Source organism: Nocardia alni, assembly GCF_019038435.1.
Lineage (GTDB): Bacteria > Actinomycetota > Actinomycetes > Mycobacteriales > Mycobacteriaceae > Nocardia > Nocardia alni.
Genome location: NZ_JAGPOX010000003.1, coordinates 65,278 through 90,826, shown reverse-complemented (window position 1 = coordinate 90,826; position 25,549 = coordinate 65,278). Strand labels below are relative to the sequence as shown.

At 66.9% G+C, this 25,549-nt stretch carries 27 protein-coding genes and 1 tRNA gene; 17 read left to right on the top strand and 11 right to left on the bottom strand.

Going from position 1 to position 25,549, the window contains the following annotated elements:
* Nucleotides 1-54 precede the first annotated feature (54 nt).
* The 3 genes from JZ791_RS02360 to JZ791_RS02350 all read right to left on the bottom strand — a co-directional run bounded on the left by JZ791_RS02360 (nucleotide 55) and on the right by JZ791_RS02350 (nucleotide 2,356).
* Complete coding sequence (locus tag JZ791_RS02360) at nucleotides 55-1,158, bottom strand: glutamate--cysteine ligase 2 (RefSeq protein WP_216892437.1); 1,104 nt, start codon at nucleotides 1,156-1,158, stop codon at nucleotides 55-57.
* A gap of 198 nt (nucleotides 1,159-1,356) precedes the next feature.
* Entirely contained in the window at nucleotides 1,357-1,512 is a 156-nt protein-coding gene (locus JZ791_RS02355) for a hypothetical protein (protein WP_216892436.1), read from the bottom strand.
* A gap of 409 nt (nucleotides 1,513-1,921) precedes the next feature.
* The gene (locus JZ791_RS02350) at nucleotides 1,922-2,356 is read right to left on the bottom strand and encodes an Hsp20/alpha crystallin family protein (protein WP_308162724.1); all 435 of its coding nucleotides are present in this window, start codon (nucleotides 2,354-2,356) and stop codon (nucleotides 1,922-1,924) included.
* A 338-nt stretch (nucleotides 2,357-2,694) separates the two neighbouring features.
* Here JZ791_RS02350 and JZ791_RS02345 point away from each other — a divergent pair, with 338 nt between their 5' ends.
* From JZ791_RS02345 to JZ791_RS02325, 5 genes are all read left to right on the top strand, one after another.
* Nucleotides 2,695-3,570 (top strand): amidohydrolase family protein, encoded by an 876-nt coding sequence (locus JZ791_RS02345; protein WP_216892435.1) that lies wholly within the window; start codon nucleotides 2,695-2,697, stop codon nucleotides 3,568-3,570.
* A gap of 53 nt (nucleotides 3,571-3,623) precedes the next feature.
* The gene (locus tag JZ791_RS02340; RefSeq protein ID WP_216892434.1) at nucleotides 3,624-4,919 is read left to right on the top strand and encodes a cation:dicarboxylate symporter family transporter; all 1,296 of its coding nucleotides are present in this window, start codon (nucleotides 3,624-3,626) and stop codon (nucleotides 4,917-4,919) included.
* A gap of 238 nt (nucleotides 4,920-5,157) precedes the next feature.
* A complete protein-coding gene (locus tag JZ791_RS02335; protein ID WP_216892433.1) occupies nucleotides 5,158-6,300 on the top strand; it encodes a DNA cytosine methyltransferase in 1,143 nt (380 codons plus the stop codon).
* Nucleotides 6,301-6,302: 2 nt separating this feature from the next.
* The gene (locus JZ791_RS02330; RefSeq protein WP_216892432.1) at nucleotides 6,303-6,710 is read left to right on the top strand and encodes a very short patch repair endonuclease; all 408 of its coding nucleotides are present in this window, start codon (nucleotides 6,303-6,305) and stop codon (nucleotides 6,708-6,710) included.
* Between the two features lie 241 nt (nucleotides 6,711-6,951).
* Nucleotides 6,952-7,623 carry a DUF998 domain-containing protein gene (locus JZ791_RS02325; RefSeq protein WP_254205092.1) on the top strand — a complete coding sequence of 224 codons (672 nt, stop codon included), beginning with the start codon at nucleotides 6,952-6,954 and terminating at the stop codon, nucleotides 7,621-7,623.
* 5 nt (nucleotides 7,624-7,628) lie between these two features.
* Here JZ791_RS02325 and JZ791_RS45920 read toward each other — a convergent pair whose 3' ends face one another.
* Nucleotides 7,629-7,760, bottom strand: coding sequence for a hypothetical protein (locus JZ791_RS45920; protein ID WP_256461790.1), 132 nt, complete (start codon nucleotides 7,758-7,760; stop codon nucleotides 7,629-7,631).
* A 216-nt stretch (nucleotides 7,761-7,976) separates the two neighbouring features.
* Between JZ791_RS45920 and JZ791_RS02320 the strand changes: the two genes are divergently transcribed.
* Nucleotides 7,977-8,543, top strand: coding sequence for a putative glycolipid-binding domain-containing protein (locus JZ791_RS02320; RefSeq protein ID WP_308162733.1), 567 nt, complete (start codon nucleotides 7,977-7,979; stop codon nucleotides 8,541-8,543).
* A 16-nt stretch (nucleotides 8,544-8,559) separates the two neighbouring features.
* Here the strand turns inward: JZ791_RS02320 and JZ791_RS02315 are convergent, their stop codons facing one another.
* Entirely contained in the window at nucleotides 8,560-9,546 is a 987-nt protein-coding gene (locus tag JZ791_RS02315) for a prephenate dehydrogenase (protein ID WP_216892430.1), read from the bottom strand.
* A gap of 58 nt (nucleotides 9,547-9,604) precedes the next feature.
* Between JZ791_RS02315 and JZ791_RS02310 the strand changes: the two genes are divergently transcribed.
* The 5 genes from JZ791_RS02310 (at nucleotide 9,605) to JZ791_RS02290 (ending at nucleotide 11,367) form a co-directional block, all read left to right on the top strand.
* Nucleotides 9,605-10,147: a tRNA adenosine deaminase-associated protein gene (locus JZ791_RS02310; protein ID WP_216892429.1), complete on the top strand. Its 543-nt coding sequence runs from the start codon at nucleotides 9,605-9,607 to the stop codon at nucleotides 10,145-10,147.
* Entirely contained in the window at nucleotides 10,148-10,603 is a 456-nt protein-coding gene (locus tag JZ791_RS02305) for a nucleoside deaminase (protein ID WP_216892428.1), read from the top strand. It abuts the gene before it with no gap.
* 55 nt (nucleotides 10,604-10,658) lie between these two features.
* Nucleotides 10,659-10,748: transfer RNA gene (locus JZ791_RS02300), tRNA-Ser, on the top strand.
* Nucleotides 10,749-10,840: 92 nt separating this feature from the next.
* On the top strand, nucleotides 10,841-11,101 hold the full coding sequence (locus tag JZ791_RS02295) for a type II toxin-antitoxin system Phd/YefM family antitoxin (protein ID WP_216892427.1): 261 nt from the start codon (nucleotides 10,841-10,843) through the stop codon (nucleotides 11,099-11,101).
* Nucleotides 11,098-11,367, top strand: coding sequence for a type II toxin-antitoxin system RelE family toxin (locus tag JZ791_RS02290; protein ID WP_216892426.1), 270 nt, complete (start codon nucleotides 11,098-11,100; stop codon nucleotides 11,365-11,367). The genes JZ791_RS02295 and JZ791_RS02290 overlap by 4 nt, the downstream gene beginning before the upstream one ends.
* 10 nt (nucleotides 11,368-11,377) lie before the next feature.
* On the opposite strand, the gene JZ791_RS02285 is transcribed toward JZ791_RS02290, so the two are convergent.
* From JZ791_RS02285 to JZ791_RS02265, 5 genes are all read right to left on the bottom strand, one after another.
* Nucleotides 11,378-11,704 carry a hypothetical protein gene (locus JZ791_RS02285; protein ID WP_216892425.1) on the bottom strand — a complete coding sequence of 109 codons (327 nt, stop codon included), beginning with the start codon at nucleotides 11,702-11,704 and terminating at the stop codon, nucleotides 11,378-11,380.
* 161 nt (nucleotides 11,705-11,865) lie between these two features.
* Nucleotides 11,866-13,152: an amidohydrolase gene (locus tag JZ791_RS02280; protein ID WP_216892424.1), complete on the bottom strand. Its 1,287-nt coding sequence runs from the start codon at nucleotides 13,150-13,152 to the stop codon at nucleotides 11,866-11,868.
* Between the two features lie 119 nt (nucleotides 13,153-13,271).
* Complete coding sequence (locus tag JZ791_RS02275) at nucleotides 13,272-13,463, bottom strand: DUF6374 family protein (RefSeq protein WP_216892423.1); 192 nt, start codon at nucleotides 13,461-13,463, stop codon at nucleotides 13,272-13,274.
* A gap of 89 nt (nucleotides 13,464-13,552) precedes the next feature.
* Nucleotides 13,553-13,954 carry a PPOX class F420-dependent oxidoreductase gene (locus JZ791_RS02270; protein WP_216892422.1) on the bottom strand — a complete coding sequence of 134 codons (402 nt, stop codon included), beginning with the start codon at nucleotides 13,952-13,954 and terminating at the stop codon, nucleotides 13,553-13,555.
* 70 nt (nucleotides 13,955-14,024) lie between these two features.
* The gene (locus tag JZ791_RS02265; RefSeq protein ID WP_216892421.1) at nucleotides 14,025-15,473 is read right to left on the bottom strand and encodes an FAD-dependent monooxygenase; all 1,449 of its coding nucleotides are present in this window, start codon (nucleotides 15,471-15,473) and stop codon (nucleotides 14,025-14,027) included.
* 219 nt (nucleotides 15,474-15,692) lie between these two features.
* Between JZ791_RS02265 and JZ791_RS02260 the strand changes: the two genes are divergently transcribed.
* Nucleotides 15,693-16,628: an LLM class F420-dependent oxidoreductase gene (locus JZ791_RS02260; protein WP_216892420.1), complete on the top strand. Its 936-nt coding sequence runs from the start codon at nucleotides 15,693-15,695 to the stop codon at nucleotides 16,626-16,628.
* An 83-nt stretch (nucleotides 16,629-16,711) separates the two neighbouring features.
* Here JZ791_RS02260 and JZ791_RS02255 read toward each other — a convergent pair whose 3' ends face one another.
* Entirely contained in the window at nucleotides 16,712-19,072 is a 2,361-nt protein-coding gene (locus JZ791_RS02255; protein WP_216892419.1) for an MMPL family transporter, read from the bottom strand.
* Nucleotides 19,073-19,267: 195 nt separating this feature from the next.
* On the opposite strand from JZ791_RS02255, the gene JZ791_RS02250 reads away from it, so the two are divergent.
* From JZ791_RS02250 to tgt, 5 genes are all read left to right on the top strand, one after another.
* The gene (locus JZ791_RS02250; RefSeq protein ID WP_216892418.1) at nucleotides 19,268-19,852 is read left to right on the top strand and encodes a TetR/AcrR family transcriptional regulator; all 585 of its coding nucleotides are present in this window, start codon (nucleotides 19,268-19,270) and stop codon (nucleotides 19,850-19,852) included.
* A gap of 3 nt (nucleotides 19,853-19,855) precedes the next feature.
* Nucleotides 19,856-20,425 (top strand): RrF2 family transcriptional regulator, encoded by a 570-nt coding sequence (locus tag JZ791_RS02245; RefSeq protein ID WP_216892417.1) that lies wholly within the window; start codon nucleotides 19,856-19,858, stop codon nucleotides 20,423-20,425.
* Nucleotides 20,426-20,488: 63 nt separating this feature from the next.
* On the top strand, nucleotides 20,489-22,225 hold the full coding sequence (locus tag JZ791_RS02240; RefSeq protein WP_216892416.1) for an ABC transporter ATP-binding protein: 1,737 nt from the start codon (nucleotides 20,489-20,491) through the stop codon (nucleotides 22,223-22,225).
* Nucleotides 22,222-24,168, top strand: a complete 1,947-nt coding sequence (locus tag JZ791_RS02235; RefSeq protein WP_216892415.1) for an ABC transporter ATP-binding protein — start codon at nucleotides 22,222-22,224, stop codon at nucleotides 24,166-24,168. The genes JZ791_RS02240 and JZ791_RS02235 overlap by 4 nt, the downstream gene beginning before the upstream one ends.
* 31 nt (nucleotides 24,169-24,199) lie before the next feature.
* Nucleotides 24,200-25,444 (top strand): tRNA guanosine(34) transglycosylase Tgt, encoded by a 1,245-nt coding sequence (gene tgt, locus JZ791_RS02230; RefSeq protein ID WP_216892414.1) that lies wholly within the window; start codon nucleotides 24,200-24,202, stop codon nucleotides 25,442-25,444.
* Nucleotides 25,445-25,549 lie beyond the last annotated feature (105 nt).

Sequence of the window (25,549 nt, the reverse complement as noted above, 5' to 3'; positions counted from 1 at the left end):
GAAACGACGCCCAACCCTGTTCAGGCTGTCCCAGTCGGCCACGGGCAGCGAGGCTCAGTGACAACCCAGCACAGTCGCCCGGGCTGCTTCCTCGATGACATCACCGACCTCGCCCCTCGCCCGCATGGCCTCGGTCTGGCGCATCGCTCCATTGCCGCGCCCGAGCACAGCGGCGACTGTATCGGTGACGAACGCCTGATCGTTCAACTGTTTCAGCGCTGGAGCCAGATAGTCGACGAACTCGGCAAGCAACTCGGAGGCAGGCAGCACACGGCCGTCTATCGGATCGAGCGCCTGCCCGGCGATTCCCGAACGCGCCGCCTTCCAGTACGCCGCACGCAGCACTTCGCCGGTAACCGCGGGGGCGGGTCTTCCTTCCGCCAATGACATTTGCGCAGTCAGCACCGCGGCGCGTATCAGCGTCGCCAACAACACGGTCTCCTCGACCGTCGCGGGGACATCGCTGACCCGAACCTCGACAGTGGGAAACGCGGTAGCGGGCCGAACGTCCCAATAGACCATCTTCTCGTCCAGGATGCTGCCGCTGTCGAGCATCATGGCAACCATCGCGTCGTATTCATCGCTCGACACGAAGTATGGAGGCGGCCCCGCACTGGGCCAACGTCGCCACAGGATGCTGCGCCAACTGGCAAAACCGGTTTCGCTGCCCCGATAAATTGATGAATTCGCCGTCAGTGCCAACACCAGCGGTAATCGTGGGCGCAGGAAATTGCTTATCTGGATGGCGATCTCCCGATCAGGGACACCCACGTGGACATGACATCCGCACATTCCCTGCTCATGGGCGAGCATCCCGAACTCGTGTGCGATTCGCTGGTAGCGCTCGGTATGAGTGACCGGGAATCCGTCGGGCACCGTCGGCGGAACCCCTACCGCGAGCAGGCACGCCTCGTTCTTCTCCGCGCATTCCGCGACCTGCTTGCGCAAGGCGCGTAACTCCCTCGACAGCTCCGCCGTCCGAGTGTGCACACCTGTGTTGGTCTCCACCTGGCAACTGGTCAACTCCAGCTGCAGATCGATCCCGGCGGCTCGGGCAGCCTCAGCCACCTCGGCGTTCCTGGCCGTCGGCGCCCCGACCCTCCTGTCCACCAGGAGAAATTCTTCCTCGACCCCCACAGTGCACGAGTCCACGTCCATGGACCCGGCACTACCCCGCCCAGGCGAACTCACACCGGCGACCACTGTCCACTACCTCGACTACCGCCGGTAAGTCAGAATTCGTTGCCGCACTCGATAAATGGAACGACTGATACAGGGCCACGAGGCGGCACTCCGCGATCGGTGGCATCAAGCCCCCATCGCGTAGCCGGCCGGGACAACACGCAGAGGAGTTGGTCACCGGAGTGCCGGTGTGCGGGTTGCGGGCTTGTCGGGTGGTGGCTGCCGGTAGTGGTTGCGAATTTCGCGCCAGCAGGTGGCGGCTACGCATGTCCAGCCGGCGAGGGCGGCGAGCGAGGGAACGAGCACCAGCAGCGTAAGCAGGGTGAGCATGGATCTCATAACCTTGCCGGGGGTGCGGCGACCGGGGTGAGGGCGCCGTCCATGACCTCGGTCCACCAGTGGGCCAAGGGGCTGGGGTCGGGCCAGCGCACTATCTGTCGGGTGTCGGAATCGGTTGTGGCCGTGCGGGTGGGGCAAAATTCCAGGGCTTGGCTGGCTGGCTGGATGCGATGTGATCGGTGGTCCACGGTGGTCCTTGTAGTACCGGTCGGTGGGCTGCTGCATTGCTCAGGGCGGACTGCCCCGGCCGGGTTACGGCGTGTGGTAGCGGCAGCGCAGCCAGCGCTGCCGCGCATCGTGCGGGGCCGGGTGAGCCCGGAAGACCCGTAGCTGACCGGGCTCACCCGTCCGCGGAGGATCACGCACACCATCACGGGGCTTTCCCGTGATACCGCCGGGGTCAGGCGTTGATCGCCTGCTTGTCGTGGTGGCGGGCGATCTCGATCTTGCGGGGCTTGGCCTTCTCCGCGACAGGGATGGCCAGGCGCAGAACCCCGTCGCGGTACTCCGCGCGGATGGCGTCGGTGTCGAGATTCTCCCCCAGGAACAACTGGCGGCTGAACACTCCGCGGGTGCGTTCCGCGGCGATCATCGACCGGTTGGGGTCCAACTGCGGGCGAGACGCACGCACGGTCACCACATTGCGTTCGATATCCAGATCCAGGGACTCCGGGTCGATGCCGGGCAGATCGAGTTCGGCGAAGAACTCGTCACCCTCGCGCCAGGCGTCCATCGGCATCAACGCCGGCCGGGCCGGCGTGCCGAACACCTGCTGGGTCAAGCGATCCAGATCCCGGAACGGATCGGCGCGCATCAGCATGGTCGCCACCTCCACTCACTCCAATCTCTCTCGAAGGAAGATCAGATAACCTCTGTCATCTGACTTAGATTTGTTTTAGCACTCCGCACATATGAGTGCAAGTCCTCCGCTGAGATAATCTGGCATCGAGAAAGGATCGGGATGCCGACCGACCGACTTGACGATCTGCCCGGCACCGCCGGAGACCACCGGCCTGGGCCGGGGCGGGGTGCGCCTTCCTATCAACGAAATCGCCCACAAAATTTCGGACGAGATTGTTAACAATCATGTATCGTCCGAATTTGCCGGAGCGCGCGGGTTTCGGGTCGCCGAGGATCTGATGTTGCGCTGTCCCTTCGGCCACAGGAGGTTCGATGGACATCGTCGACACACATACTCATGTCATCTCCCCGGACGCGCAGCGGTATCCGGTCGACCCGATCGGCGGGAAGCAGTCCGAGTGGTCGAAGGTCCATCCCGTGGACATCGAGGGCCTGGTTCGGGCCCTCGACGACGCCGGCATCGCGAGAGCCGTTGTCGTGCAGGCGTCCACCGTCTACGGGCACGACAATCGCTACGCCGCCGAGGCACTGCGGCGCCACCCGGATCGCTTCGCCGGCGTCTACTCGATCGATGCGATGGCCCCCGACGCCGTCGAGCGGATCGACCATTGGCAGGGCCTGGGTTTCTCCGGCTTCCGCCTGTTCACCACCGGCACGACCATGCCCGGCCAAGCCGACTGGCTAGGCCATGAGGACTCGTTCCCAGCCTGGGCTCACGCCGATCGGCACGACATCCCGGTGTGCCTGCAGATGACGATCCAGGGCCTGCCCAAGCTCCGCTCACTGCTCGACCGTTTTCCGAATGTCCGTGTGCTGCTCGACCACTGCGCGCGTCCCGACCTGTCCGACGGCCGCCCCTACCACCTGGCCGAGGACCTGTTCGGTCTCGCCGCCTACCCCGGCGTCCATCTCAAGCTCACCCATCGCGCCCTCAGCGCGGCGGAGAAGGGCGCGTCGACCGTGCGGGAGTTCCTCACGGACCTGGTCGCGGCCTACGGCGCCAACCGCATCGCGTGGGGCTCGAACTTCCCCGCTGCCGATGGCCGGCTGCCCGATCTCCTCGCCGAGGCCCGCGAAACCGTCTCGGTCCTACCGGACGCCGACCTGCGGCAGATCTTCGGCGCAACCGCGGCCGAGTTCTATCCGGGAGCCGACCACATCGACGCTGCCGTCCTCGGCGACGTCTGACATCGCCCCGGCACGAGCCGGCGCCGGAAATTCAACGGAGAAACCGGAAGACGATGAGTGAGAGTATCCCGGATGCCCCGGAACAGGCCCGCAAGCCCAAACGCTTCTACACCGACCTGACCGTCCAGGTCGTCGCCGGCGTCGTATTCGGTGTACTAGTGGGCGCGCTCGCGCCCTCGGTCGGCCGCCACGTCGGATTTCTCGGCGACATCTTCATCCACCTCATCCAGATGGTCGTGACCCTGATCATCTTCTGCGCGGTCACCCACGGCATCGCGAGCGTGCGCGACCTGGGCAAGGTCGGGCGCATCGCGGTGAAGTCCATCGTGTACTTCGAAGTGATCACCTCGATCGCACTCGTGATCGGCCTCGTCGTGGCGAACCTGCTGCGTCCCGGCGACGGCATGCACGTCGACCTGTCGTCGCTGCACACCCCGGCGTCCGCGGCGCCGGCGAAGTCGGAGGGCTTCGACGAGTTTCTCGTGAGTCTCGTGCCCACCTCCGCGGTCGGCGCCTTCGCCAAAGGCGAGATCCTCCAGGTACTGGTGTTCTCGGTCCTGTTCGCGTGCGGGCTCGCGTCGCTGGGTGAGAAGGCGCAGCCGGTGCTGGACATCGTCGGCACCGTGCAGCAGTCGCTGTTCTGGATCATCAGGAAGGTCATGCGCCTCGCGCCGTTCGCGGCGTTCGGCGCCATCGCCTTCACGGTGTCGAAGTACGGACTGTCCACATTGGTTTCACTCGCCGAGCTGGTCGGCGTGTTCTACCTGATCGTGGTGCTCTTCTTCGTGCTGGTGCTGTGGCCGGTCTCGCGCTACGCCGGCGTCGGCCTGTGGAAGGTGCTGCGCTACTTCCGGGCGGAGCTGGTACTGGTGCTCGGCACGAGTTCGTCGGAGAGCGTCTTTCCGCAACTTACCGCGAAACTCGAGCAACTGGGCGTCGACGAGCCCGTGGTCGGCCTTGTGCTGCCCACCGCCTACAGCTTCAACCACGACGGCACCTGCCTGTACTTCGCCACGGTCAGCGTGTTCCTCGCGCAGGCCACCGGCACCGACCTGAGCTGGCGGGCCCAGCTGGGGCTGCTGGTCGTGCTGCTGCTGACCTCGAAGGGCGGCGCGGGCGTCTCCGGCTCGGCGATCGCGGTGCTGACCTTGACGCTGGCGGCCACGCACACGATCCCGGTGGCGAGCGTCGCTCTGGTGCTGGGCGTTCACAGTGTCCTGTCGGCGGCCTTCGTGTTCACCAACATCGCCGGAAACTGCGTGGCTACGCTCGTCGTCGGCAAGTGGGAGAACGCGATCGACCGCGTCACACTGCACCGGGAACTCGACGCCGGATATACGGCTGTGTGACAGGCTCGGGGTGATTCGCCGACGCGCATAACGGACTTTCCGGTCGGGAGGGTGCCCGTCCGGGCCCCGGCGATGTGCTATGCCGGATGTCGTTGGCGGATGGTGGGTTTCGCGGTGTTTCACATATGACGGGTGAGTTGATCTCGGGTTGGTCCGGGTGACTCGAGTAGTCTGCACTCCCAGGCGCGGTGACATCGGAGAATCCGCGGGCGAAAGGGCAGCTGTGACAGGCGCGAGCATGGTCGGGCTGTTTGCCGGGATCGGCGGGCTCGAGCTCGGGCTGGGCGAGCACGGGTGGCGGACCGAATTGCTGTGTGAGATCGATACCGGTGCGCAGGCGGTGTTGTCGGCTCGGTTCCCGGACGTCGAGGTGCATGGGGACGTGACCCGGTTGCGCGCACTGCCGTCCGGAATCGAGCTGGTAGCGGCCGGATTTCCGTGCCAGGACCTGTCGCAGGCGGGGCGGACGGCCGGGATCACCGGTGCGCGTTCGGGTTTGGTGGACGAGGTGTTCCGCTTGGTGCGCCGCAAGCGAGGGCCGCGGTGGCTGCTGATCGAGAACGTCCCGTTCATGTTGCAGCTGGGACGCGGACAGGCGATGCGGCATATCACCGCGGCGCTGGAGGAGCTCGGCTACACGTGGGCTTACCGGGTGGTGGACGCGCGGGCGTTCGGGCTGCCACAGCGCCGTGAGCGGGTGCTGATGCTGGCCTCACGGACCGAGGACCCGCGCCCCATTCTGTTCGGCGCGGACGCCGGGCCGCGCATGGTGGGTGACGCGCAGACCGATCCGTGCGGGTTCTACTGGACCGAGGGGGTGCGCGGGCTGGGCTGGGCGGTCAACGCGGTACCGACCCTGAAGGGTGGTTCCGGATTGGGTATCGCCAGCCCGCCCGCCGTGCGGCTGCCGTCGGGTGAGATCGTGACCCCCGGGATCACCGATGTCGAACGGCTGCAAGGCTTCTCCCCGGGATGGACGACTCCCGCGGTGGCCGTGCCCGGTGTGCGGGCCGGGCATCGGTGGAAGCTGGTCGGCAATGCGGTGAGCGTGCGGATGGCGAACTGGGCGGGCGGTCGACTGGCTACCGCGGCCGACGATCCGATTCCCGAAGAGCTCGAACTGTCGGGGCAACGCTGGCCCAGCGCCGCGTGGGGGCGGGCCGGGATCGCGTACCGGGTGCCGGTGTCGACGTGGCCGGTGCATGAGCCGTACGAGGATCTGCGCTGGTTCCTGGAGGACGCCCAACTGCTCTCGGCCCGGGCCACGGCCGGATTTCTGCGCCGGGCCGGGCGCGGCAGTCTGCGTTTTCCCCCCGGCTTCCTGGCCGACATGGAGAATCATCTGCTGCGCATGGGAGGATTTCCACAGGAGGCCGCGTAGCCATGGCACGACCCGCGACCGATCCGGCGACCAGCGCCCGGATGGCTCGTCAACGCCGCACGGGCACCAAACCGGAGACCGCGCTGCGCCGGGAACTGCACCGTCGCGGCCGTCGCTTCTTCGTCGACCGGGCGCCGCTGCCCGGGCTGCGCCGCCGCGCGGATCTGATCTTTCCCCGTCGGCGGGTGGCCGTCTACGTCGACGGCTGCTTCTGGCACAGCTGTCCACAGCACGCCACGTTCCCGAAGAACAACGCGCAGTGGTGGGCGGACAAGCTGGCCGGGAACGTCGCGCGGGATCGCGATACCGATGCGCGCCTGATCGAGGCCGGGTGGACTGTGGTGCGGGTGTGGGAGCACGAGGATCCGGTCGTGGCCGCCGATCGGGTGCAGGCCGTGCTGTCCTGCTGATAACAGTTCGCACCGAGCGCGGCGTCGACGCCGGGTGCCGGCGCGGAGATCAGCGATGATGAACCGGTAGCTACGACATCAGGCCGTTCAGTACGCGATGGGGCATCGACGCACCGAATCGAGGGCCATGCTGTGGATCGAGCGAGAAGATATCGAGCGGGCGGGCGGGATCGCGCCGCGAGCGCATAGCCGGGTGTCACATCCTCGGGCGCCGGATTCCCGGATGGCGCCCGGTTCACCGATGACGTTGATTTCGCGGATGGAGCGGCGGGGTATCGCGGTGGCGATCGCCCTGGCGGGGATCTGCTACTCGTCGTGGGTGCTGGAGTTCGTCCTGCCGATCGCGGTGAATCCGGTGCGCACATTCCTCAGTGAACTGGACGCGCAGGGGCGCGCGTACGCGGGCGTTTTCTCGGTCGCGGACACCGTGACAGGGGTGTTGGCGCTGGTCGCGGGGATCGCGGGGCTGTATGTCTTCACTCGCCGCAGGCTGTCCCGCGTCGGCTGGATCGCGCTGGCGAGTTTCGGCGCCGCGACGATGGCGGATGCGCGATGGCCGATGCGCACCTGTCGGCCGGATCCCTGCCCGCCGGTCGACGACGGGCTGTTCCCGCAGTTACACCAGGTGCACGCGTTCACCAGCACACTGGCGGTGACCTCGATCTTCGTCGCGATGATCGCGTTCAGCGCGGCCGCGTTCCGGTACCGGCGCTGGCCGATTCTGCGTCACAGCGGACTGACGATCGTGATCGTGGACTCGGCGGTGACGGCTTGGATGCTGATCGCGGACAATCTGCCGGGCAATTACGCCCTGGGCATCGCGCAGCGCATTCAGGTCGGAGCTATTTCGTTGTGGTTGGTGACGCTGGCCGTGCAGATAGTGCTGGCCGAGCGTGGCTCAACGGGACCGTAGGCCGCTCAGCGACGGTTGCGGACCCGGACGGCGACCAGCGAGCGCGGGGCCGAGGAGGCCATCGCGCCGGACATGGCCATCATGGCGAAGAACGCCAGCATCAGAGTCACACCCAGAATCTCCAGCATCGTTGTCATGACTACCACCGTGCCAGCCGTGCCTGTACGCGATCCGTGGGAAGTATCGGTAAATCCTGAGAATTGCTGGGGAGCATCGCCCGGTATCCGAGGGGCGATGCCCGCCCATGCCGAATGTTCGCGGTCGTCGCTTAACGTAGAGGGGTGACGAATCCAGCCCAGGGCAACACGCAGGCCGCCCCGGCGAACGCCGAGAACCCGGATCAGGCACCGGCGGTGTCGCGGTGGCCGGCGGTGCTCACCTGGCGGGCACACAACGGATGCCGGATGGAGTCGGCGCGGGTCGTGCTCACCGGCAACAGGATTCGCGCCTCGGGCCGGATCACCGGCGGCGAGTGCGCCGATCATCCCGCCTTCAGCGCCTCCTACGACCTGATCACCGACGAGAACGGGGCGACCAAGCGGCTTTCGCTGCGCAGCACCGTCGCCGCGGGGGAGCGGCAGGCCTCGATCGCCCGTGACGCCGAGGACTACTGGCTGATCGACACCGGCGGTACCCATGTGCGCTCCACCTTCGCCGGGGCCCTCGATGTCGACGTGGTGCTGAGCCCGTTCTTCAACACCCTGCCGATCCGTCGCCACGGGCTGAACCGATCGCTCGAGGATGTCGTGGTTCCGGTGGTCTACGTGCGGCTGCCCGATCTGCTGGTGCAGGAGGCGAGCCTGACCTACTCGCCCGGTCACGACGGCATCCATGTGCTGTCTCCGGTGTCCAGCGCGACCGTGACGGTGGACCAGGACGGTTTCCTGCTCGACTACCCGGACCTGGCCGAGCGGATCTGACCTTCCACCGGGGAGGTCAGTCGAGCGTGCGCAGAACCCCGCCGCGCTGCCCGGCCTCCCGCAGTTTCTCCAGCCAGTCGTGGTCGCCGGGGCGGATTCCGGTGATCTCCCAGCGTCGCAGGTCCTCGTAGCGGGCGCGTTCGCTGTATCCGGCGTCGATGAGTTCGCCGAGCGTGCCCTCGGCGGCGAGGCTGTCGCGGGCGGCCCCGAGCAGCCGCAACGCATCGTCCAGGGCGTCCAGCAGCGCCGTCGCGTTCGGCTCGCAGATGGCCCGGACCAGCTCGGCCGAGGTGGCCGCGACCCGGGTTCCGTCGCGGAACGATCCGGCCGCCAGCCCCAGCGCGAGGTCGCCGCCTCCCGCGCCCGCGACAGCCAGCGCCTCGGCGAGCACGTGCGGCAGATGCGAGACGCGGGCCACGGCCCGGTCGTGTTCGGCGGCGATCACCGGGACGACGTCCGCACCGCAGTCCAGAGCCAGGCGCGCCACCCGCGTCCACACCTGCGCATGCGTGCCCGGATCGACGCCGACCGCCCATGCGGCTCCTCGGAAAAGATCGGAACTCGATGCGGCCCAACCGGATTCGGAGGTTCCTGCCATCGGGTGCCCGCCGACGTAGCGCGCGCCGAGCTCGTGCTTGTGCACGGCCTCGGCCACCGGCGCCTGCACGCTCACCACGTCGGTCAGCGCGCAGCCGGGCGCGAACAGTCGAATGTCGGACAGGATCGCGTCGACGGCCGGCATCGGAACACCGATCACGATCAGCGCGTCGGCCTCCGCCGCGCGGCCCAGCACCGCCTCGATGCCGTCGGTGACGTCGAATCCGTCGGCGCGCGCGGCCGCTCCGCCCGCGGCCGAGCGGTTGTATCCCCAGGCCTCGTACCCGGCGCCGACGGCCGCACGCAGCACGGATCCGCCGATCAGGCCCGTACCCAACACGCAGATCGCGGGATTCGGGCCGGGGGTCGGGCTACCGGTCGGGCCGGCGGTTGGTCGGGGGGTCATCACACCAGATTCGCATACGACTTCAACATTTGAGCCGAAGCGGACTACCGTTGCGCCCATGGCAGCACAGCGCTCGGGCACGAATAGGGCGGCGTCGGACGAGTACGACGACGTGGAGGGGTTCGCAGTAGCCGTCGTCCGCGAAGAAAGCACCTGGCGATGCAGTCCGTTGAGCCCAGCGGCACTCAATTCCCTGACCGAGGCCGAGAACGAGTTACGTGCTCTGCGCAGCACCGGGGCGGTGTTCGGGTTGCTGGATATCGATGATGAGTTCTTCATCGTGCTGCGGCCCGCGCCCACCGGATCCCGCCTGCTGCTCTCGGATGCCACGGCGGCGATCGACTACGACATCGCGGCGGACGTGCTCGAGGTGTTGAACGTCGAGATTCCGGATATCGACCCGGACGAACTCGACGAGGTGGAGCCCTGGGAGGAGGGCGACCTGGGCGTACTGTCCGATCTGGGCCTGCCCGAGCCGGTATTGAGCGTGATCCTCGCCGAGACCGATCTGTACCCGGACGAGCAACTGGGCATGATCGCCCAGCGCCTGGGTTTCTCGGGCGAGCTTGCCGCGGTCCTGGACAAGCTGCCGAATCGCTGAATGCCGCCCGACGAGGATCTGATCCGCGCCGCGCTGGCCGCCGCCGAACAGGCCGATCCGCGTGACGTCCCCGTCGGCGCGGTGGTCTTCGACGCCCACGGCCGGGAGCTGGCGCGCGCCGCCAACGCCCGGGAGGCCCTCGGCGACCCCACCGCGCACGCCGAGGTACTGGCGTTGCGCGCCGCGGCCGCGGCGGCGGGCGACGGCTGGCGGCTCGAGGGCGCGACCCTCGCGGTCACCCTCGAACCCTGCACCATGTGCGCGGGCGCGCTGGTCCTGGCTCGCGTGCGACGCCTGATCTTCGGCGCCTGGGAGCCCCGCACCGGCGCCGTCGGTTCCCTCTGGGACGTCGTGCGTGACCGCCGTCTCAACCACCGCCCCGAAGTCCGCGGCGGCGTCCTCGAATCCGACTGCGCCGCAACCCTCGACGCCTTCTTCCGCACCCACCGCCCCTGAACCCCGCCGTCCAGGCGATTTCGGTTCTCCGCCGCATTCCGGTACAGTCACCTGCGGTGGCGTGTCCGAGCGGCCTAAGGAGCACGCCTCGAAAGCGTGTGAGGGTTTACCCCCTCCGCGGGTTCAAATCCCGCCGCCACCGCCATTACCCTCTAGCTGTTAGCGCAGGTAGAGGGTTTTTTATTGCCTGGAGACGGTTTCCTAGGGCGTGTACACGCCCCCGTGTACGCTTGGGGTATGACGGAGATCAGCATCCGCGAGTTGCGTGCCAACCTCGCCCGCTACGTCACCGATGCCCAAGGTGGGGATGAGGTGATCATCCTGCGGGATGGTCAACCTGCCGCCGCGCTGGTACCGCTCGAGATGGTGGAAGCGTTCGACCGCGCCGAAGACGAACTGCTCGCCCGGGAAGCGCTCGCCCGCATCGATGCCGCCGAACCGACTGCGTCGATGGCCGAAGTGATCGCAGACCTGTTCGGGGAGGCCGATTCCCGGTGAAGTACGCCTTCCGTTGGGATCCGGCCGCCCGCCGGGAGTTGCGGGATATACCGCTCACCGACGCTCGTCGCATTCTGCTGGCGCTCACCACGCTCGGCGACGACCCGTACATCGAAGGCCCCGACATCCGCAAACTTGCCGGACACGACGCGCTCTACCGGCTTCGGGTGGGTCGTTACCGGATCGTCTACACCATCGACAATGGCGCGCTTGTGATTCTCGTCGTGAAGGTCGGGTGGCGGCGCGACGTGTACCGGGGTCTATAGCTGGTATCGGCTATGCGCTGCCGGTTGGCACGGGGGCATACCAGCCGGGTCCCTGGGGGCCGTTGCCCCAGCCTGGGCCTCTGAAATTGCCGCCGGGGGCGCCGGAGGCACCCGGGTCGGGGTCGCTGAAACCACCGCCGCCCCGACCCCCGCCGTCACCGTGGCCGCCGGGACCACCGCTTCCGCCGTTGCCTGCGATGGGGGTCGCGGTGACCGATTGTGCGGGTGTCGTCGCCGCTAGGGCAGGGGCCGTCAGGAGGGTGGCAGGGCCGATGATCAGGGCTGAGGCGACGGCGACGCGGGTAATGATGCGGCGGCTGGAAGTGGTCTTCGCCATGTCTGGTGTCCCTTTCGGTGGGCGGTCCAGTACAGCCAACCCGGCGAGACTGCGGGGTGGCTGGCATCGGGCTACGCCCTTCCTGGTAACGCCTTCACCGTGCTGTGAGATCTGTTGCCGAGGTCACCACGGGATGGCCGAACACGTTGCCGGGCAGGCGATCAGCTCGCGGGATCGCCGAGCCAGGTCAGGGCGGCGGTGATCAGGGCGGCGACGCCGATGTCGAGGGTGGGCTCGATGACGGGGGCGAAGTGCGGGGAGTGGTTCGACGGGATGTCCTGGGCGGTGGTGCCCTTCTCCTGGGCCGCGGCGAAGGTCGCGGGGTCGGTGCCGCCGATGAACCAGTAGCACAGGGGTGCGCCCGAGGCCGTGGCGAAGATGCCGACGTCCTCGCTGCCGGTGACGGGGCCGGGGTCGATGATGTTGTGTGCGCCGAATCTGGCCCCGAGCGCTTCGAGGGTGCGGTCCACCGCGCCCGGATCGTTGGTGGTGATCGGGAAGGTGTCGATCACCTCGATGTCCGGGTCGCGCTGCGCGCCCGAGGCCGTGGCCTCGGCCTGGATGATGCGGCGCACCGCGGTCAGCACCCGCTCGCGGACCTCCGGGGTATAGGTGCGGATGTTGAGTTGAAGTTCGGCCTGGTCGGGGATGATGTTGTTCTGGGTGCCCGCGCGCATCGAACCCACCGTCACGACCGCGGTGTCGCCGCCACCGATCTCGCGCGAGACGACCGTCTGCAGACGCAGCACGGTCGCCGCGGCCATCACCACCGGGTCGATGGCGCGTTCGGGCTGGGATCCGTGGCTACCTCGGCCGTACAGGGTGACCTTCCAGGCGTCGGTGGAGGCCATGGCCGCGCCCGGATGCATGGCGAGCATGCCGACCGGCAGTGGCATCACATGCTGTCCGAGGACGACGTCGGGCGTGCCGAAGCGCTCGAAGAAGTTGTCGTCGACCATCGCCTGGGCGCCCGCGCCGAGCTCCTCGTTGGGCTGGAAGACGGCGATCAGCGTGCCCGACCAGGTCGAGCGTGCGCGCGCGAGGATCTCCAGCGCGCCCAGCAGGCAGGTCACATGGACGTCGTGCCCGCAGGCGTGCATGACCGGGGAGCCGGACTCCGGATCGGTCGCGGTCGAGGCGTAGGGCAGCCCGGTCTGTTCGCGCACCGGCAGCGCGTCCATATCCGCGCGCAGCAGCACCGTGGGCCCGGGCCCGTTGGACAATGTGGCCACGACCCCGGTTCGACCAACGCCAGATACCACGTTATAACCCAATGTTGTTGCGCGCCGGGCGATCTCGGCCGACGTACGGTGTTCGGCGAAACCCAGCTCCGGATGTGCGTGCAGATCCTTGTACAAGTCGATCAGCGCATCGCGAATAGTCGCGATATCGGTATCCAGATCGGCGGTGGTCACAGCGGGCTCCTCACTGACGTAGGGAACAAGCATCGCGCCTTTCCCCCACGGTAGCCCCGTCCCATGTTGGCGTGACGCCAGCCGCCGCTTCTGGCCAACCACCGTGGCTACTCCGCAAGCGGTCACTATCTCGAATCAGCCACGAGAGACGATCAGGTTGTCGGTGACCCGTGCTCTGCTCGGGCTAGTTCGGTGAAGATGCGCAGTCCCTCCGTGACCTTGCCGGACATGATGTTCAGCTGTTCGGGCGGGAGTGGGGCGCTGGTGGCGGCGGCGTCGGCGAGGCGGTCGCGGACCTGTTCCAACCACAGTTGCGCGAATTGGATGTGGCGGTCGAGAGGCATCCAGCCACTCTACCCGCATTCGAACATAGGTTCGAGTACATTTCGTCTATCGCGTCGAGAGTCTCGACACAACGAGTCGAACAGCGCTCCTAGGTCTCCGAAGAGGGGGGAACCGCCTCGACCTCGATGGCGGAGTGCACCTTGTCGATGCCGCCTCGCAGGATCGCCTGCGGGACGAAGTAGAACGCGTGGTTCCAGTACCGCTTGACGATCTTGTCGAATACTCGCCGCGTCTCCGACTCCGGCAGCATGCGCGCCACCGCCTCGACCGGCTCCCCCTTCACCTTGCCCAGCACTCCACATTTCTGGATGGTGACTCGCGGAGTGTTCTTGATCCGCTTGGTCTTCCACGATCCGTTGTCGGTGATGATCAGCAGCCTGCCGCCCTCGGGCACCCCCCAGACCGGGGTCGGCTTGGGCGTGCCGTCCTTGGTGAAGGTGGTCAGCAGCAGGTACTTCTCACGGTAGACATCATCGAAGGTCGGAGCCATGAATCTGGATCCTACTGGGCGCCATGGCCTGTCCCGTGGCTGCGGCGCGCGACGGTGGCCGAGCCGCGGATCAATCCAGCGGTGCGCCGAACCAGCGAGGGAGATGATCCAGGAGGGACTGCTGGTCCTCGCCCACCCAGACCACATGGCCGTCCGGACGCAGGAGTGCGGCGGGAGCATCCCAATTAGAGGGGAGGTCTCCCTCGATGTGATCGACGACGTGGTCGACGCGGTCCTTCCACCCGGCCACCGAGAGCCGGCCGGTCTGATCCAACAGCATGCCTCGTCCATCGTGCATCAGCCCGTAGAGGTGGCCGCTGCTCAACTCGACATCTCGCAACCGGCGGCCGACAAGGGGGTGCTCGTCGCCGAAGTCGTAGCGGATTCCGATCGCGGTGTTCCGCTCCACCAGATAGCGAGTCACCTCGTCGAAATTCATCAGCTCCGAGATCAGACGGTGTACCGCCTGCGGGCCCGGCTCGGGGGACATCAGCACGGCCTGCGCGCGGGTGTTGTTCAACACCTCGGCGCCCACCGGATGGCGTTCGGCGTGGTAGGTGTCCAGCAGGCCCTGCGGCGCCCAGCCGCGGATCTCGGCGGCCAGTTTCCAGCCGAGGTTGAACGCGTCCTGGATGCCGAGGTTCAGGCCCTGCCCGCCCATCGGCGGGTGGACGTGTGCGGCGTCCCCTGCGAGCAGCACGCGGTCGACTCGGTAGTGCTCGGCCTGTCGGGTCGCGTCGCCGAAGCGGGTGATCGAGCGCGGTGAGTGCATGCCGAAGTCGGTTCCGGCCAGGGCTGTCACGCGCTGCCTGAACTCTTCGAAAGTGGTTGGGGCCGTGCGATCCTCGGCAACTTCCGCAGTGCGCGCAACCATGTTGTACAGACCGGGGGTGGCGGCGTGCGGCGCGGGGCCGAAGCGCAGCAGTGGAGAGCCGATTTCCGTGGCCAGGGCCGCCATCGTCTCCGGTGATTCGGTCACCTCGACCACCCCGAGCAGCCACTCGATCCCCGCGGGCTCGCCCGGAAAATCGACACCGAGCAGCTTGCGCACCGTGCTGCGCCCGCCGTCGCAGCCGACGAGGTAGCGCGAGCGCAGACGCGTGCCGTCGGCCAGTTCGGCGTTCACTGCCTCGCCGTCCTGATCCAGCCGGACCAGTTCGGCTCCGGCCTCGCGCCTGACCTCCGCACCGAGCTCGACGGCATGCTCGGCCAGCAGCGGGTCGGTGATGTTCTGCGGGATGCCGAGGAGATATCCGTGCGCGGTGTCCAGCTCGGGCACCGGCTTGCGGATGCCGGCAAAGCCGCCGATCGGGTACTTGGTGCCGCGGGCGAGGAATCTTTCCAGCAGGCCGCGCTGGTCCAGTACCTCGATGCTGCGCGCGTGCAGCCCCAGCGACCGGGGCGCGAGGTTCGGTTCCGATTCCTTCTCGAGCACGACCACCCGGACGTCGTGCAACCGCAGTTCGGAGGCCAGCATCGTGCCGGTCGGCCCGCCCCCCGCGATGATCACATCGAACACATTTCGTCCTTCCGTCGATGGCTGTCGTCGGGCCGGTCGTCGCGTCTTCGGTGTGGCGCCGATTTACGCAGGTGAGCGGCCCAGGTCGAACATTCTGCGGCATGACCCGGGCCTTGCCGCAAGCCCCCGTGTGCGATATATGTTGAAGGGGAGGGGGAGATCGAATTCTGATGTCTGCCGTATCCGGCGCGTTTCGCGCAACGCGGTACGTTGGAGCCCGTGGACCTACGGATCTTCACTGAACCTCAGCAAGGCGCTACCTACGATGATCTCCTACGGGTTGCCAAGGCGACCGAGGACGGGGGATTCGACGCGTTCTTCCGCTCGGATCACTTCCTGAAGATGGGCGGCGTATCCGGATTGCCCGGACCGACCGACGCGTGGATCACCCTCGCGGGCCTGGCGCGGGAAACCTCCCGGATTCGCCTCGGCACGTTGGTCACCGCAGCCACCTTCCGGCACCCGTCGGTGCTCGCGATCTCGGTGGCCCAGGTCGATCAGATGTCCGGCGGCCGTGTGGAATTCGGCTTCGGCGCGGGCTGGTTCGCCGATGAGCACACCGCCTACGGCATCGAACTGCCCGATCTGAAGGACCGGTTCGACCGGTACGCCGAGCAGCTCGAGATCATCACCGGGCTGTGGGAGACCCCCGAGGGCGGGAGCTTCGATTTCGCCGGGAAGCACTACCGCCTGGAGAACTCCCCGGCGTTGCCCAAGCCCGCGCAGCGCCCGCGTCCGCCGGTGATCATCGGTGGTGCGGGTAAGAAGCGCACTCCCGAGCTGGCCGCGCGCTTCGCGCAGGAGTTCAACCTGCCGTTCGTCGACTCCGCCACGGCCACGGCACAATTCGAGCGAGTGGCCGCCGCCGCGCGCAAGATCGGGCGGGATCCGGACGAGATCGTCCGCTCGCTGGCGCAGGTGGTGTGCGTGGGCCGCGACGAGGCCGAGATCGCCCGCCGCGCCGCCGCCATCGGCCGTGAGGTGTCCGAGCTGCGCACCAACGGCCTGGCCGGTACCCCCGCCGAACTGGTCGACAAGATCGGGCGCATCCGCGAGGAGACCGGCATCACCAGGCTGTACCTCCAGGTGCTGGACCTGTCCGACCTCGATCACATCGAGCTGATCGCTTCCGAGGTCGCCCCGCAACTGGGCTGATCATCCGGCGAGAACTCTTCGCCGACAACGCAAAAGGCCGGGCCCCAACCGAGAATGGTTGGGGCCCGGCCTGTTTCTGCCGATCAGACGCCGACCGGCTCCGGTTCGGCATCCTTCGCGCGCTCCGCCTCTTGCAGCGCACGCAGTTTCGTGCCTTCGACATCGATATCCGGCAGGATGCGGTCCAGCCAATTCGGCAGCCACCAGGCCGCGCGGCCCAGCAGCGCCAGCAGCGACGGGATCAGCACCATGCGCACCAGGAACGCGTCGAACAGCACACCGGCCGCCAGCGCGAAGCCCATCGACTTGGCGGTCACGTCCGGCACCATGATGAATCCACCGAACACCGAGACCATGATGATCGCGGCCGAGGTCACCACCCGGGCGCCGTGGTGGTAACCCTGCACGACCGCCTCCTTCGGCGACTTGCCGTGCTTGTACTCCTCGCGCATTCGCGTCACCAGGAATACCTGGTAATCCATCGCCAGGCCGAATACCAGCCCGATCAGGATGATCGGCAGGAAGCTGATCAGCGGATGTGGTTCCTTGATCAGCCCGAGCTTGCCCTCCTGGAAGATGAGCACGGTCGCGCCGAAGGTGGCCGCCATCGACAGCAGGAAGCCCGCGGCGGCGGTCAGCGGCACCAGGATCGAGCGGAACACCAGCATCAGCAGCAGGAACGCGGCGATGGCGACGATCGCCATATACGGCACGATCTTGCCCAGCAGCGCGGCGGAGACGTCGGCGTAGATGGCCGTCGTGCCGGTGATGCCGTATTCCATGCCGTACTGCGACTCGAGCTGAGCTTCCGCACCCCGAGCCTTCTTGACCAGATCCTGGGTGGCCTTGTCGTTCGGCCCGGTCTTGGGCACCGCGTTCAGCCGCGCGCCGGTCGAGGCCGCGTAATTGTCGGCATGCGTGGCCGCATCGACGACGTTGGTGGTCGCCGGGGTCACGAAGTCCATGCCCGGATACGACGCCAGCTTGTCGTGCAGCGCCGTCACCGCGGCCGCACGCTGATTCGGCGCTACCTTGCTCAGATCGGCGACCACGGTGAGGATTCCGTTGCTGCCAACGCCGAATCCGTTGGTGCGCAGGTCGTATGCCTTGCGGACGGTGGACGTGGCGGGCTGGCTGTCCTCACCGGGCAACCCCAGACTGATCTTGGTGGCGGGCAGCGCGAACAGGCCCAGCACCACGATGCTCAGCACCAGCGTCACCGCGGGCATCCGCCCGATCAACCGGCCGAACCGCATGCCGTTGGTGACCGAGGACGGATCCTCCGGGTCGTGCTTGGCGACCACCGGCAGCTTCGGCTTGAACAGATACTTGCCGAACGCGCCCATCAGCGCGGGCAGCAGCGTCAGCGCGACCATGATCGCGAATGCGGCCGCGAGCGCACCACCCAGGCCCATCCAGGTCAGGAAGCTGACCCCGACGATGCTCAGCCCGCACAGCGCGATGATCACGGTCAGGCCGGCGAACACCACCGCCGAGCCGGCCGTGCCGATCGCGGTACCGGCCGCCTCCTCGGGCGAATCCTGCACCGCCAGTTCGTGTTTATATCGTGAGACGATGAACAGCGCGTAGTCGATGGACAGCGCGATACCGATCATCGAGGCCAGAATCGTGGTGAAGCTCGGGATGTTGGCGATCGAGGTACCGGCCATGATCAGCGCCGAGGCCGAGCCCACGCCCACGATGCCGGTGAGGATCGGCACGAACGCGGCCAGCAGTGCGCCGAACGCGATCATCATCACGATGAACGCGACGACGTAGCCGATCATCTCCGAGGCGCCGGTACTGATCGCGTTGTTGGTCGCGATCGTGCCGTCCATCTCGACGGTCAGTCCGGCGTTGCGCGCGACGTCGGCCACGTCGTACGCGGCCTTTCGGTCGGCGGCGGTGATATCCGAGAACTTCTTGATCGAGAACGGAACCTGCATATAGGCGACGGAATCCGCGGGCGCGGTCGTGGCATTGCCCTTACCGAGTACGTTCAGCGGCGCGAGGCCACAGCGCGCGACGAACGCCGGATCGCCCCGGTCGCCGGTCAGACAGCCCATCTTGTCGGTGGCCGCGATCGGATCCATCAGCGGCTTGCTGTGATCGACGATGTTCATCTCGCCGAGCTTCTGCACCAGTTCGGTGATCGCATCGCGGTTGGCCGGATCGGTGAGCTTCTGCCCGGCCGGCGCGCCGATCACATAGGTGCCGGTGACCGCGTCGAAGCTGAACTGCGCGGACATGCCGGGGAACTGCTTGTCCAGGATGTCCGTCGCACGCTGGGACGGCATGTTGGGGATGTTGAAATCATCCTTCACGGGCTTTTTGAGCCCGACCCCCAGACCGCCGATGATCAGGAAGATCAGCAGCCAGACCGGCAGCACGATCCATTTTCGGCGGTAGGCGAACTTGCCCCACCGGTAGAGGTATACGGACACGAGGATTCTCCTTGCGTTCGCCGATTTGTGTAGCGAGATGGCGTAGACAGCACTCGCCTGCGGCCCTTAGCCGTCTTCGCTGACGTTTTTCTGCCTACCGTGCGGTAGGTAGACTACCGAGCGGGTAAGCGGAGTAACAACCTCGACTTCGTCACTCTCGTACGCTCACCTGGGATTCGATGAGAGGATCGCACTATGGCAGTTCGTAATGCCTCCGGATCGGTTGTCGCAGGTAGAAGAACTAAAGAGGCAATTCGAGAGGCTGCGATCCGGCTTTTTTCCAGTAAAGGCTTCGAACAAACGAGCCTTCGCGAGGTCGCAGATGCGGTAGGGATCACAAAGGCGTCGCTCTACTACCACTATGCCTCGAAGCTGGATTTGCTGCTGGCGATCATCGAGCCGATCTTCGATGAGCTGAACGATGTCGTGGATCGCGCGGAACGACTCGAACCGACTCCCGAGGCCGTCCGTGCGGTGCTCACCGGCCGTATGCGGGTGTTCCTGCACCATCGCAGGGCGGGAGTGATGTGCGTGCGGGATACGGTCGCGATCATCAACGCGATCGGCGATCGGTATCCGGACATGATCGATATGCATCGGCGGCTGTGCGCATGGCTGGTCGGTCCCGATGCCGACGACGCGACCCGGCTGCGGGCCAGTGCGGCCCTGGAGGTGCTCGGCGCGGTGCTGTGGTCGCACGAGCTGGCCCCGGCGGCCGACGACGAGCTGATCGAGCGGGTGCTGCTGGACGCCGCGCTCGGCGTGCTGGCGGGGGAGTGAGACGTGCATATTTCGCCGCGGGTCGACAATGCCGTCCGGATTCTGCTGGAGATCGCCCGGGCGCAACCGGACGCGCCGGGCGTCGAGCAGGCGAGTCTGAAGGCGGAGAGCATCGCTGCGGCGCAGTCGATCCCGCCCAAGATTCTCGAGGCGACCGCGGCGCAGTTGCGCCGGGCGGGCCTGGTCACCAGCCGCCGCGGGCCCGAGGGCGGCTACCGGCTGGCCCGGCCCGCCGCACAGATCAGCATCGCCGATGTGATCCGTGCGATGGAGGGCCCGCTGGCGTCGGTCCGCGGGCAGCGGCCCGAGGACGTGACCTATTCCGGTGTGGGCGAACCGCTGCAGCGAGTGTGGATCGCGTTGCGGGTCAATATCCGCGCGGTCCTCGAGCAGGTGTCGATCGGCCAGATCGCGACCGGCGACCTGCCCGAATTCATCGATGAGCTGACCGCGGACCCCGGCGCGTGGGAGCGGCGCGGCGGGCCGGACGCCGACGCCTCGCCCGACGGTATTCCGCCGGAAGACATCTCGCGGGACGGTCTTGCGGCGAACACGGGCGGCGCCGGTGGATAAGTGTCCGGTTCGGCCGAGGATCCAGGCAAACCTGTCAGCGTTTGACGGTAGCCTGCATGCATCATGTTGATCAGACTGCTCCGCACCTATGCGGCCCCCTACCGAACGCAGTTGGTAGGTGTTGTCGTGCTTCAGCTGATCTCGGTGATCGCGATGCTCTACCTGCCGAGCCTGAACGCAGACATCATCGACAATGGCGTCACCAAGGGCGATATCGGATACATCTGGACCACCGGGCTGTGGATGCTGCTGGTGTCCGGTGTGCAGATCCTCGCCTCGTTCAGCTCGGTCTACCTCGGCGCACAGGCGGCCATGGGCGCCGGTCGCGATATTCGCGCGGCGCTGGTGCACCGCGTGGGCGGCTTCTCCGCGCGTGAGGTCGGCCTGTTCGGTGCGCCGTCGCTGATCACCCGCAATACCAACGATGTGCAGCAGGTGCAGCTGCTGATCGTGATGAGTGTGAGCCTGCTGGTCATGGCGCCGATCATGTGCATCGGCGGCATCGTCATGTCGCTGAGGCAGGCGCTGGGTTTGTCGTGGATCCTGCTGATCGCGGTGCCCGTGCTGGTGCTGATCATGACGCTGATCATCTCCCGGATGGTGCCCGGGTTCCGGCGCATGCAGGCCCGCATCGACGTGGTCAATCGGGTGCTGCGCGAGCAGATCACCGGTATCCGGGTGGTCCGCGCGTTCGTGCGGGAGCGGCAGGAGACCGAGCGTTTCGGTGTGGCCAACACCGAACTCACCGAGGCATCGCTGTTCGTCGGGCGCCTGTCGGCGCTGATGTTCCCGGCGGTGATGCTGGTCAGCAACCTCACCTCGGTGGCGGTGCTGTGGTTCGGCGGGCATTCGATCAACAACGGGTCCATGCAGATCGGCTCGCTGACCGCGATGATCCAGTACATCATGTACATCCTGATGGCCGTGACCATGGCCTCGTTCCTGGGCATGATCGCCCCGCGCGCGGCGGTCTCGGCCGAACGCATCTCCGCGGTGCTGGACACCGAATCCTCGGTGGTGCCCCCGAGCGCGCCGCAGGGTTTCAAGGGCGATCCGGGGTCGGTGGATATCGCCTTCGCCGAATTCAAGTTCCCGGGCGCGGACAAGCCGGTGCTCGAGGGGATTCGGTTCCGCGTCGAGCCGGGCCAGACCACCGCGGTCGTGGGATCCACCGGTGCGGGTAAGACCACGCTGGTCAACCTCATTCCCCGGCTGATCGACGCGACCGGCGGCGCGGTGTACGTGGGCGGCACCGATGTGCGCCACATCGACCTGGAGGTGTTGCGCTCGCAGATCGGCCTGGTGCCGCAGCGGGCGTATCTGTTCTCCGGCACGGTCGCGGACAATCTGCGCTACGGCAAGCCCGAAGCCACCGAGGACGAGATGTGGCAGGCCCTCGAGATCGCCCAGGCCGCGGATTTCGTGCGGGCCATGCCGCAGGGCCTCGACACCCCGATGGCCCAGGGCGGCACCACGGTCTCCGGCGGCCAGCGCCAGCGCCTGGCCATTGCCCGGGCCCTGGTGCGCAGGCCCAGGATCTACCTGTTCGACGACTGCTTCTCCGCCCTGGACGTCGCCACCGACGCCCGGGTGCGCGAGGCGCTGCGGCCGGAGGTAACCAACGCGGCGGTCATCACTGTGGCACAACGCATTTCGACCGTCCGCGAGGCCGATCAGATCGTCGTGCTGGAAGACGGCGCGATGGTCGGGCTCGGCACGCACGAGTCACTGGTGCGCGACTGCGCCGAATACCGCGGGATCGTGGAATCCCAGTACAGCCCGGAGGAGGCAGCTCGATGAGGCCTGGCATGCCGGGTCCGGGAGCGCCCGGACAGAAGGCGAAATCGTTCGGACCGTCGCTACAGCGGCTGTTGCGGCGGCTGGCGCCCGACAGGGCCTATGTCGTCGTGATCTTCCTGCTCGCGGTGATCGCGGTCGTGCTCAATACGGTCGGTCCGCAGATCCTGGGCAAGGCCACCAACCTGATCTTCAACGGCGTCATCGGCAAGCAGTTGCCCGCGGGCCTGACCAAGGATCAGGCGATCGAGCGGCTGCGTCAGGCCGGGCAGGGCCGCATGGCCGACATGCTGGCCGGGATGAACGTCACCCCCGGCGTCGGGGTGGATTTCAGTGCGGTCGGCCACGTTCTGCTGCTGGTGATCGCGCTGTACGCGACAGCCGCGGTCTTCGGCTGGCTCCAGGCGTACCTGCTCACCACCGTCATCAACCGGGTGGTGAAGCGGCTGCGCGGCGAGATCGAGGAAAAGATCCACCGGCTGCCGCTGAGCTACTTCGACAACAATCCCCGGGGCGATCTGCTCAGTCGCGTCACCAACGACGTGGACAACATGTCGCAGAGCCTGCAGCAGACGATGAGCCAGATGGTGACCGCGGTGCTGACGGTGATCGGCATCCTGATCATGATGTTCTGGATCTCGCCGCTGCTTGCGGTGATCGCGCTGATCACGGTGCCGGTCGCGGTGATCGTCACAGCGCAGATCGCCAAGCGATCCAAACCGCACTTCGTCAACCAGTGGCGGTACACCGGTCTGGTCGACGCCCAGGTCGAGGAGGCGTACACCGGCCACGAGGTGATCACCGCCTTCGGCCGGGTCGACGAGGTCGGGCGCGAGTTCGACCGCCGCAACAACAAGCTCTACGAGTCCAGCTTCCGCGCGCAGTTCATCTCCGGGCTGATCATGCCGGTGATGATGTTCGTCGGAAACCTCAACTTCGTGCTGGTCGCCGTCGTCGGCGGGCTGCGGGTGGCCACGGGCAACCTGTCCCTCGGTGAGGTGCAGGCGTTCATGCAGTACTCGCGCGGCTTCAGCCAGCCGCTCACGCAGATCGGCCAGATGGTCAATCTGCTGCAGTCCGGGATCGCCTCGGCCGAGCGGATTTTCGAGGTCCTGGACACACCCGAACAGATCGCCGATCCCGAGCAGGAGGATTCGCGGCAGTTGGATCGGGGGCGGGTGGCGTTCGAGAACGTCTCGTTCCGCTACGAGCCCGAGCGGCCGATCATCGAGGATCTGTCGCTGGTCGCCGAGCCCGGACATGTCGTCGCCATCGTCGGCCCGACCGGTGCGGGCAAGACCACGCTGGTGAATCTGCTCGAACGTTTCTACGAGATCGACGAGGGCGCCATCACCATCGACGGCGTCGACATCACCCGCATCACCCGCGACCGCCTGCGTTCGCGCATCGGCATGGTGCTGCAGGACACCTGGCTGTTCAACGGCACCATCCGCGAGAACATCGCCTACGGCAACCCGAGCGCCACCGAGGAGGAGATCCTCGAGGCTGCGCGCGACGCCTACGTCGACCGGTTCGTGCACTCGCTGCCCGGCGGGTACGACACGGTGATCGACGAGGAGGGTTCGGGCGTCAGCGCGGGCGAGAAGCAGCTGATCACGATCGCGCGGGCGTTCCTGGCCAAGCCGTCGATCCTGATCCTGGACGAGGCGACCAGTTCGGTCGACACCCGCACCGAACTGCTGGTGCAGCAGGCCATGGCGGCACTGCGGCGCGACCGCACCAGTTTCGTGATCGCGCACCGTCTCTCGACCATTCGGGATGCGGATCTGATCATCGTCATGGAATCGGGCCGCATCGTCGAGCAGGGCACCCACACACAGCTGCTCGCCGCGCGCGGGGCGTACCGCAAGCTCTACAACGCCCAATTCACCGGAGCCGCAGTCGATCAGGGCCTGGTCGACGAGGAGACGGTCGAGGCGGTGTAGGCGCTCTCGGCTGACCTGGCACTATTGCTGGATGCCCGATCCCGCTGATACCTCGTTCACCATCGGTACCCGCCTCGATGGGCGGCACGGTCGGTCCGGGCTGCTCACCACGCCGCACGGCAGCATCGCCACACCGGCGTTCGTCCCGGTGGGCACCAAGGCGACGGTCAAGGCGGTGTTGCCGGAGACGATGCGGGAGATCGGGGCGCAGGCGCTGCTCGCCAACGCTTATCACCTGTATTTGCAGCCGGGGGCCGATATCGTCGACGAGGCCGGCGGGCTGAGCCGGTTCATGAACTGGCCGGGGCCGACGTTCACCGACAGCGGCGGATTCCAGGTGATGTCGCTCGGGGTGGGGTTCAAGAAGGTGCTGGCGATGGAGGCCGTCGGCGTGCAGAACGACGACGTGATCGCCAAGGGTAAGGAGCGCCTGGCGGTGGTCGACGACGACGGCGTCACCTTCCGCTCGCACCTGGACGGATCGAGCCATCGGTTCACCCCCGAGGTGTCAATGGGCATACAGCACCGACTCGGCGCGGACATCATGTTCGCCTTCGACGAGCTCACCACGTTGCTCAATACCCGTGGCTACCAAGAGAAGTCGTTGCAGCGCACGCATGACTGGGCACAGCGGTGCATCGACGAGCACGAGCGCCTGACCGTCGAGCGCGCGCATCGGCCCTATCAGGCGCTGTTCGCGGTCATCCAAGGGGCACAGTATGAAGACCTGCGCCGCAAGGCATGTCGTGATCTCGATGCGATGCGAGGAAGCGCCGGAACGGGATTCGACGGGTACGGCATCGGCGGCGCCCTGGAGAAGCACAATCTGGGCGCCATCGTCGGCTGGTGCTGCGATGAACTGCCCGAGGACAAGCCCCGCCACCTGCTGGGCATCAGCGAGCCGGAGGATTTCTTCGTCGCGATCGAGAACGGCGCGGACACCTTCGACTGCGTGAACCCGTCGCGGGTGGCGCGCAATGCGGCCATCTATGTCCGCGAGGGCCGATTCAATATCAATACCAGCCGGTTTCGGCGGGACTTCACCCCGATCGACGAGAACTGTGACTGCTACACCTGCGCTCACTACACCCGCGCCTACATCCATCACCTGTTCAAGGCGAAGGAGATCCTCGCGGCGACGCTGTGCACAATTCACAACGAGCGCTTCACGATTCGGCTCGTCGATGACATTCGCGCCAGCATCGAGGGGGAGTACTACGAGGATTTCAAGGCCGATGCGCTCGGGCGTTGGCAGGGGCGGATCAAGACGCCCTAGGGATTCGGCCGTCCCCTGTCATTCCGGCTGCCATCCTCGTCATTCCGGCGTGCATTTGGCCGGAATCCACAGGTGCGTAACGGGTTACGGTGATGGACCCCGACT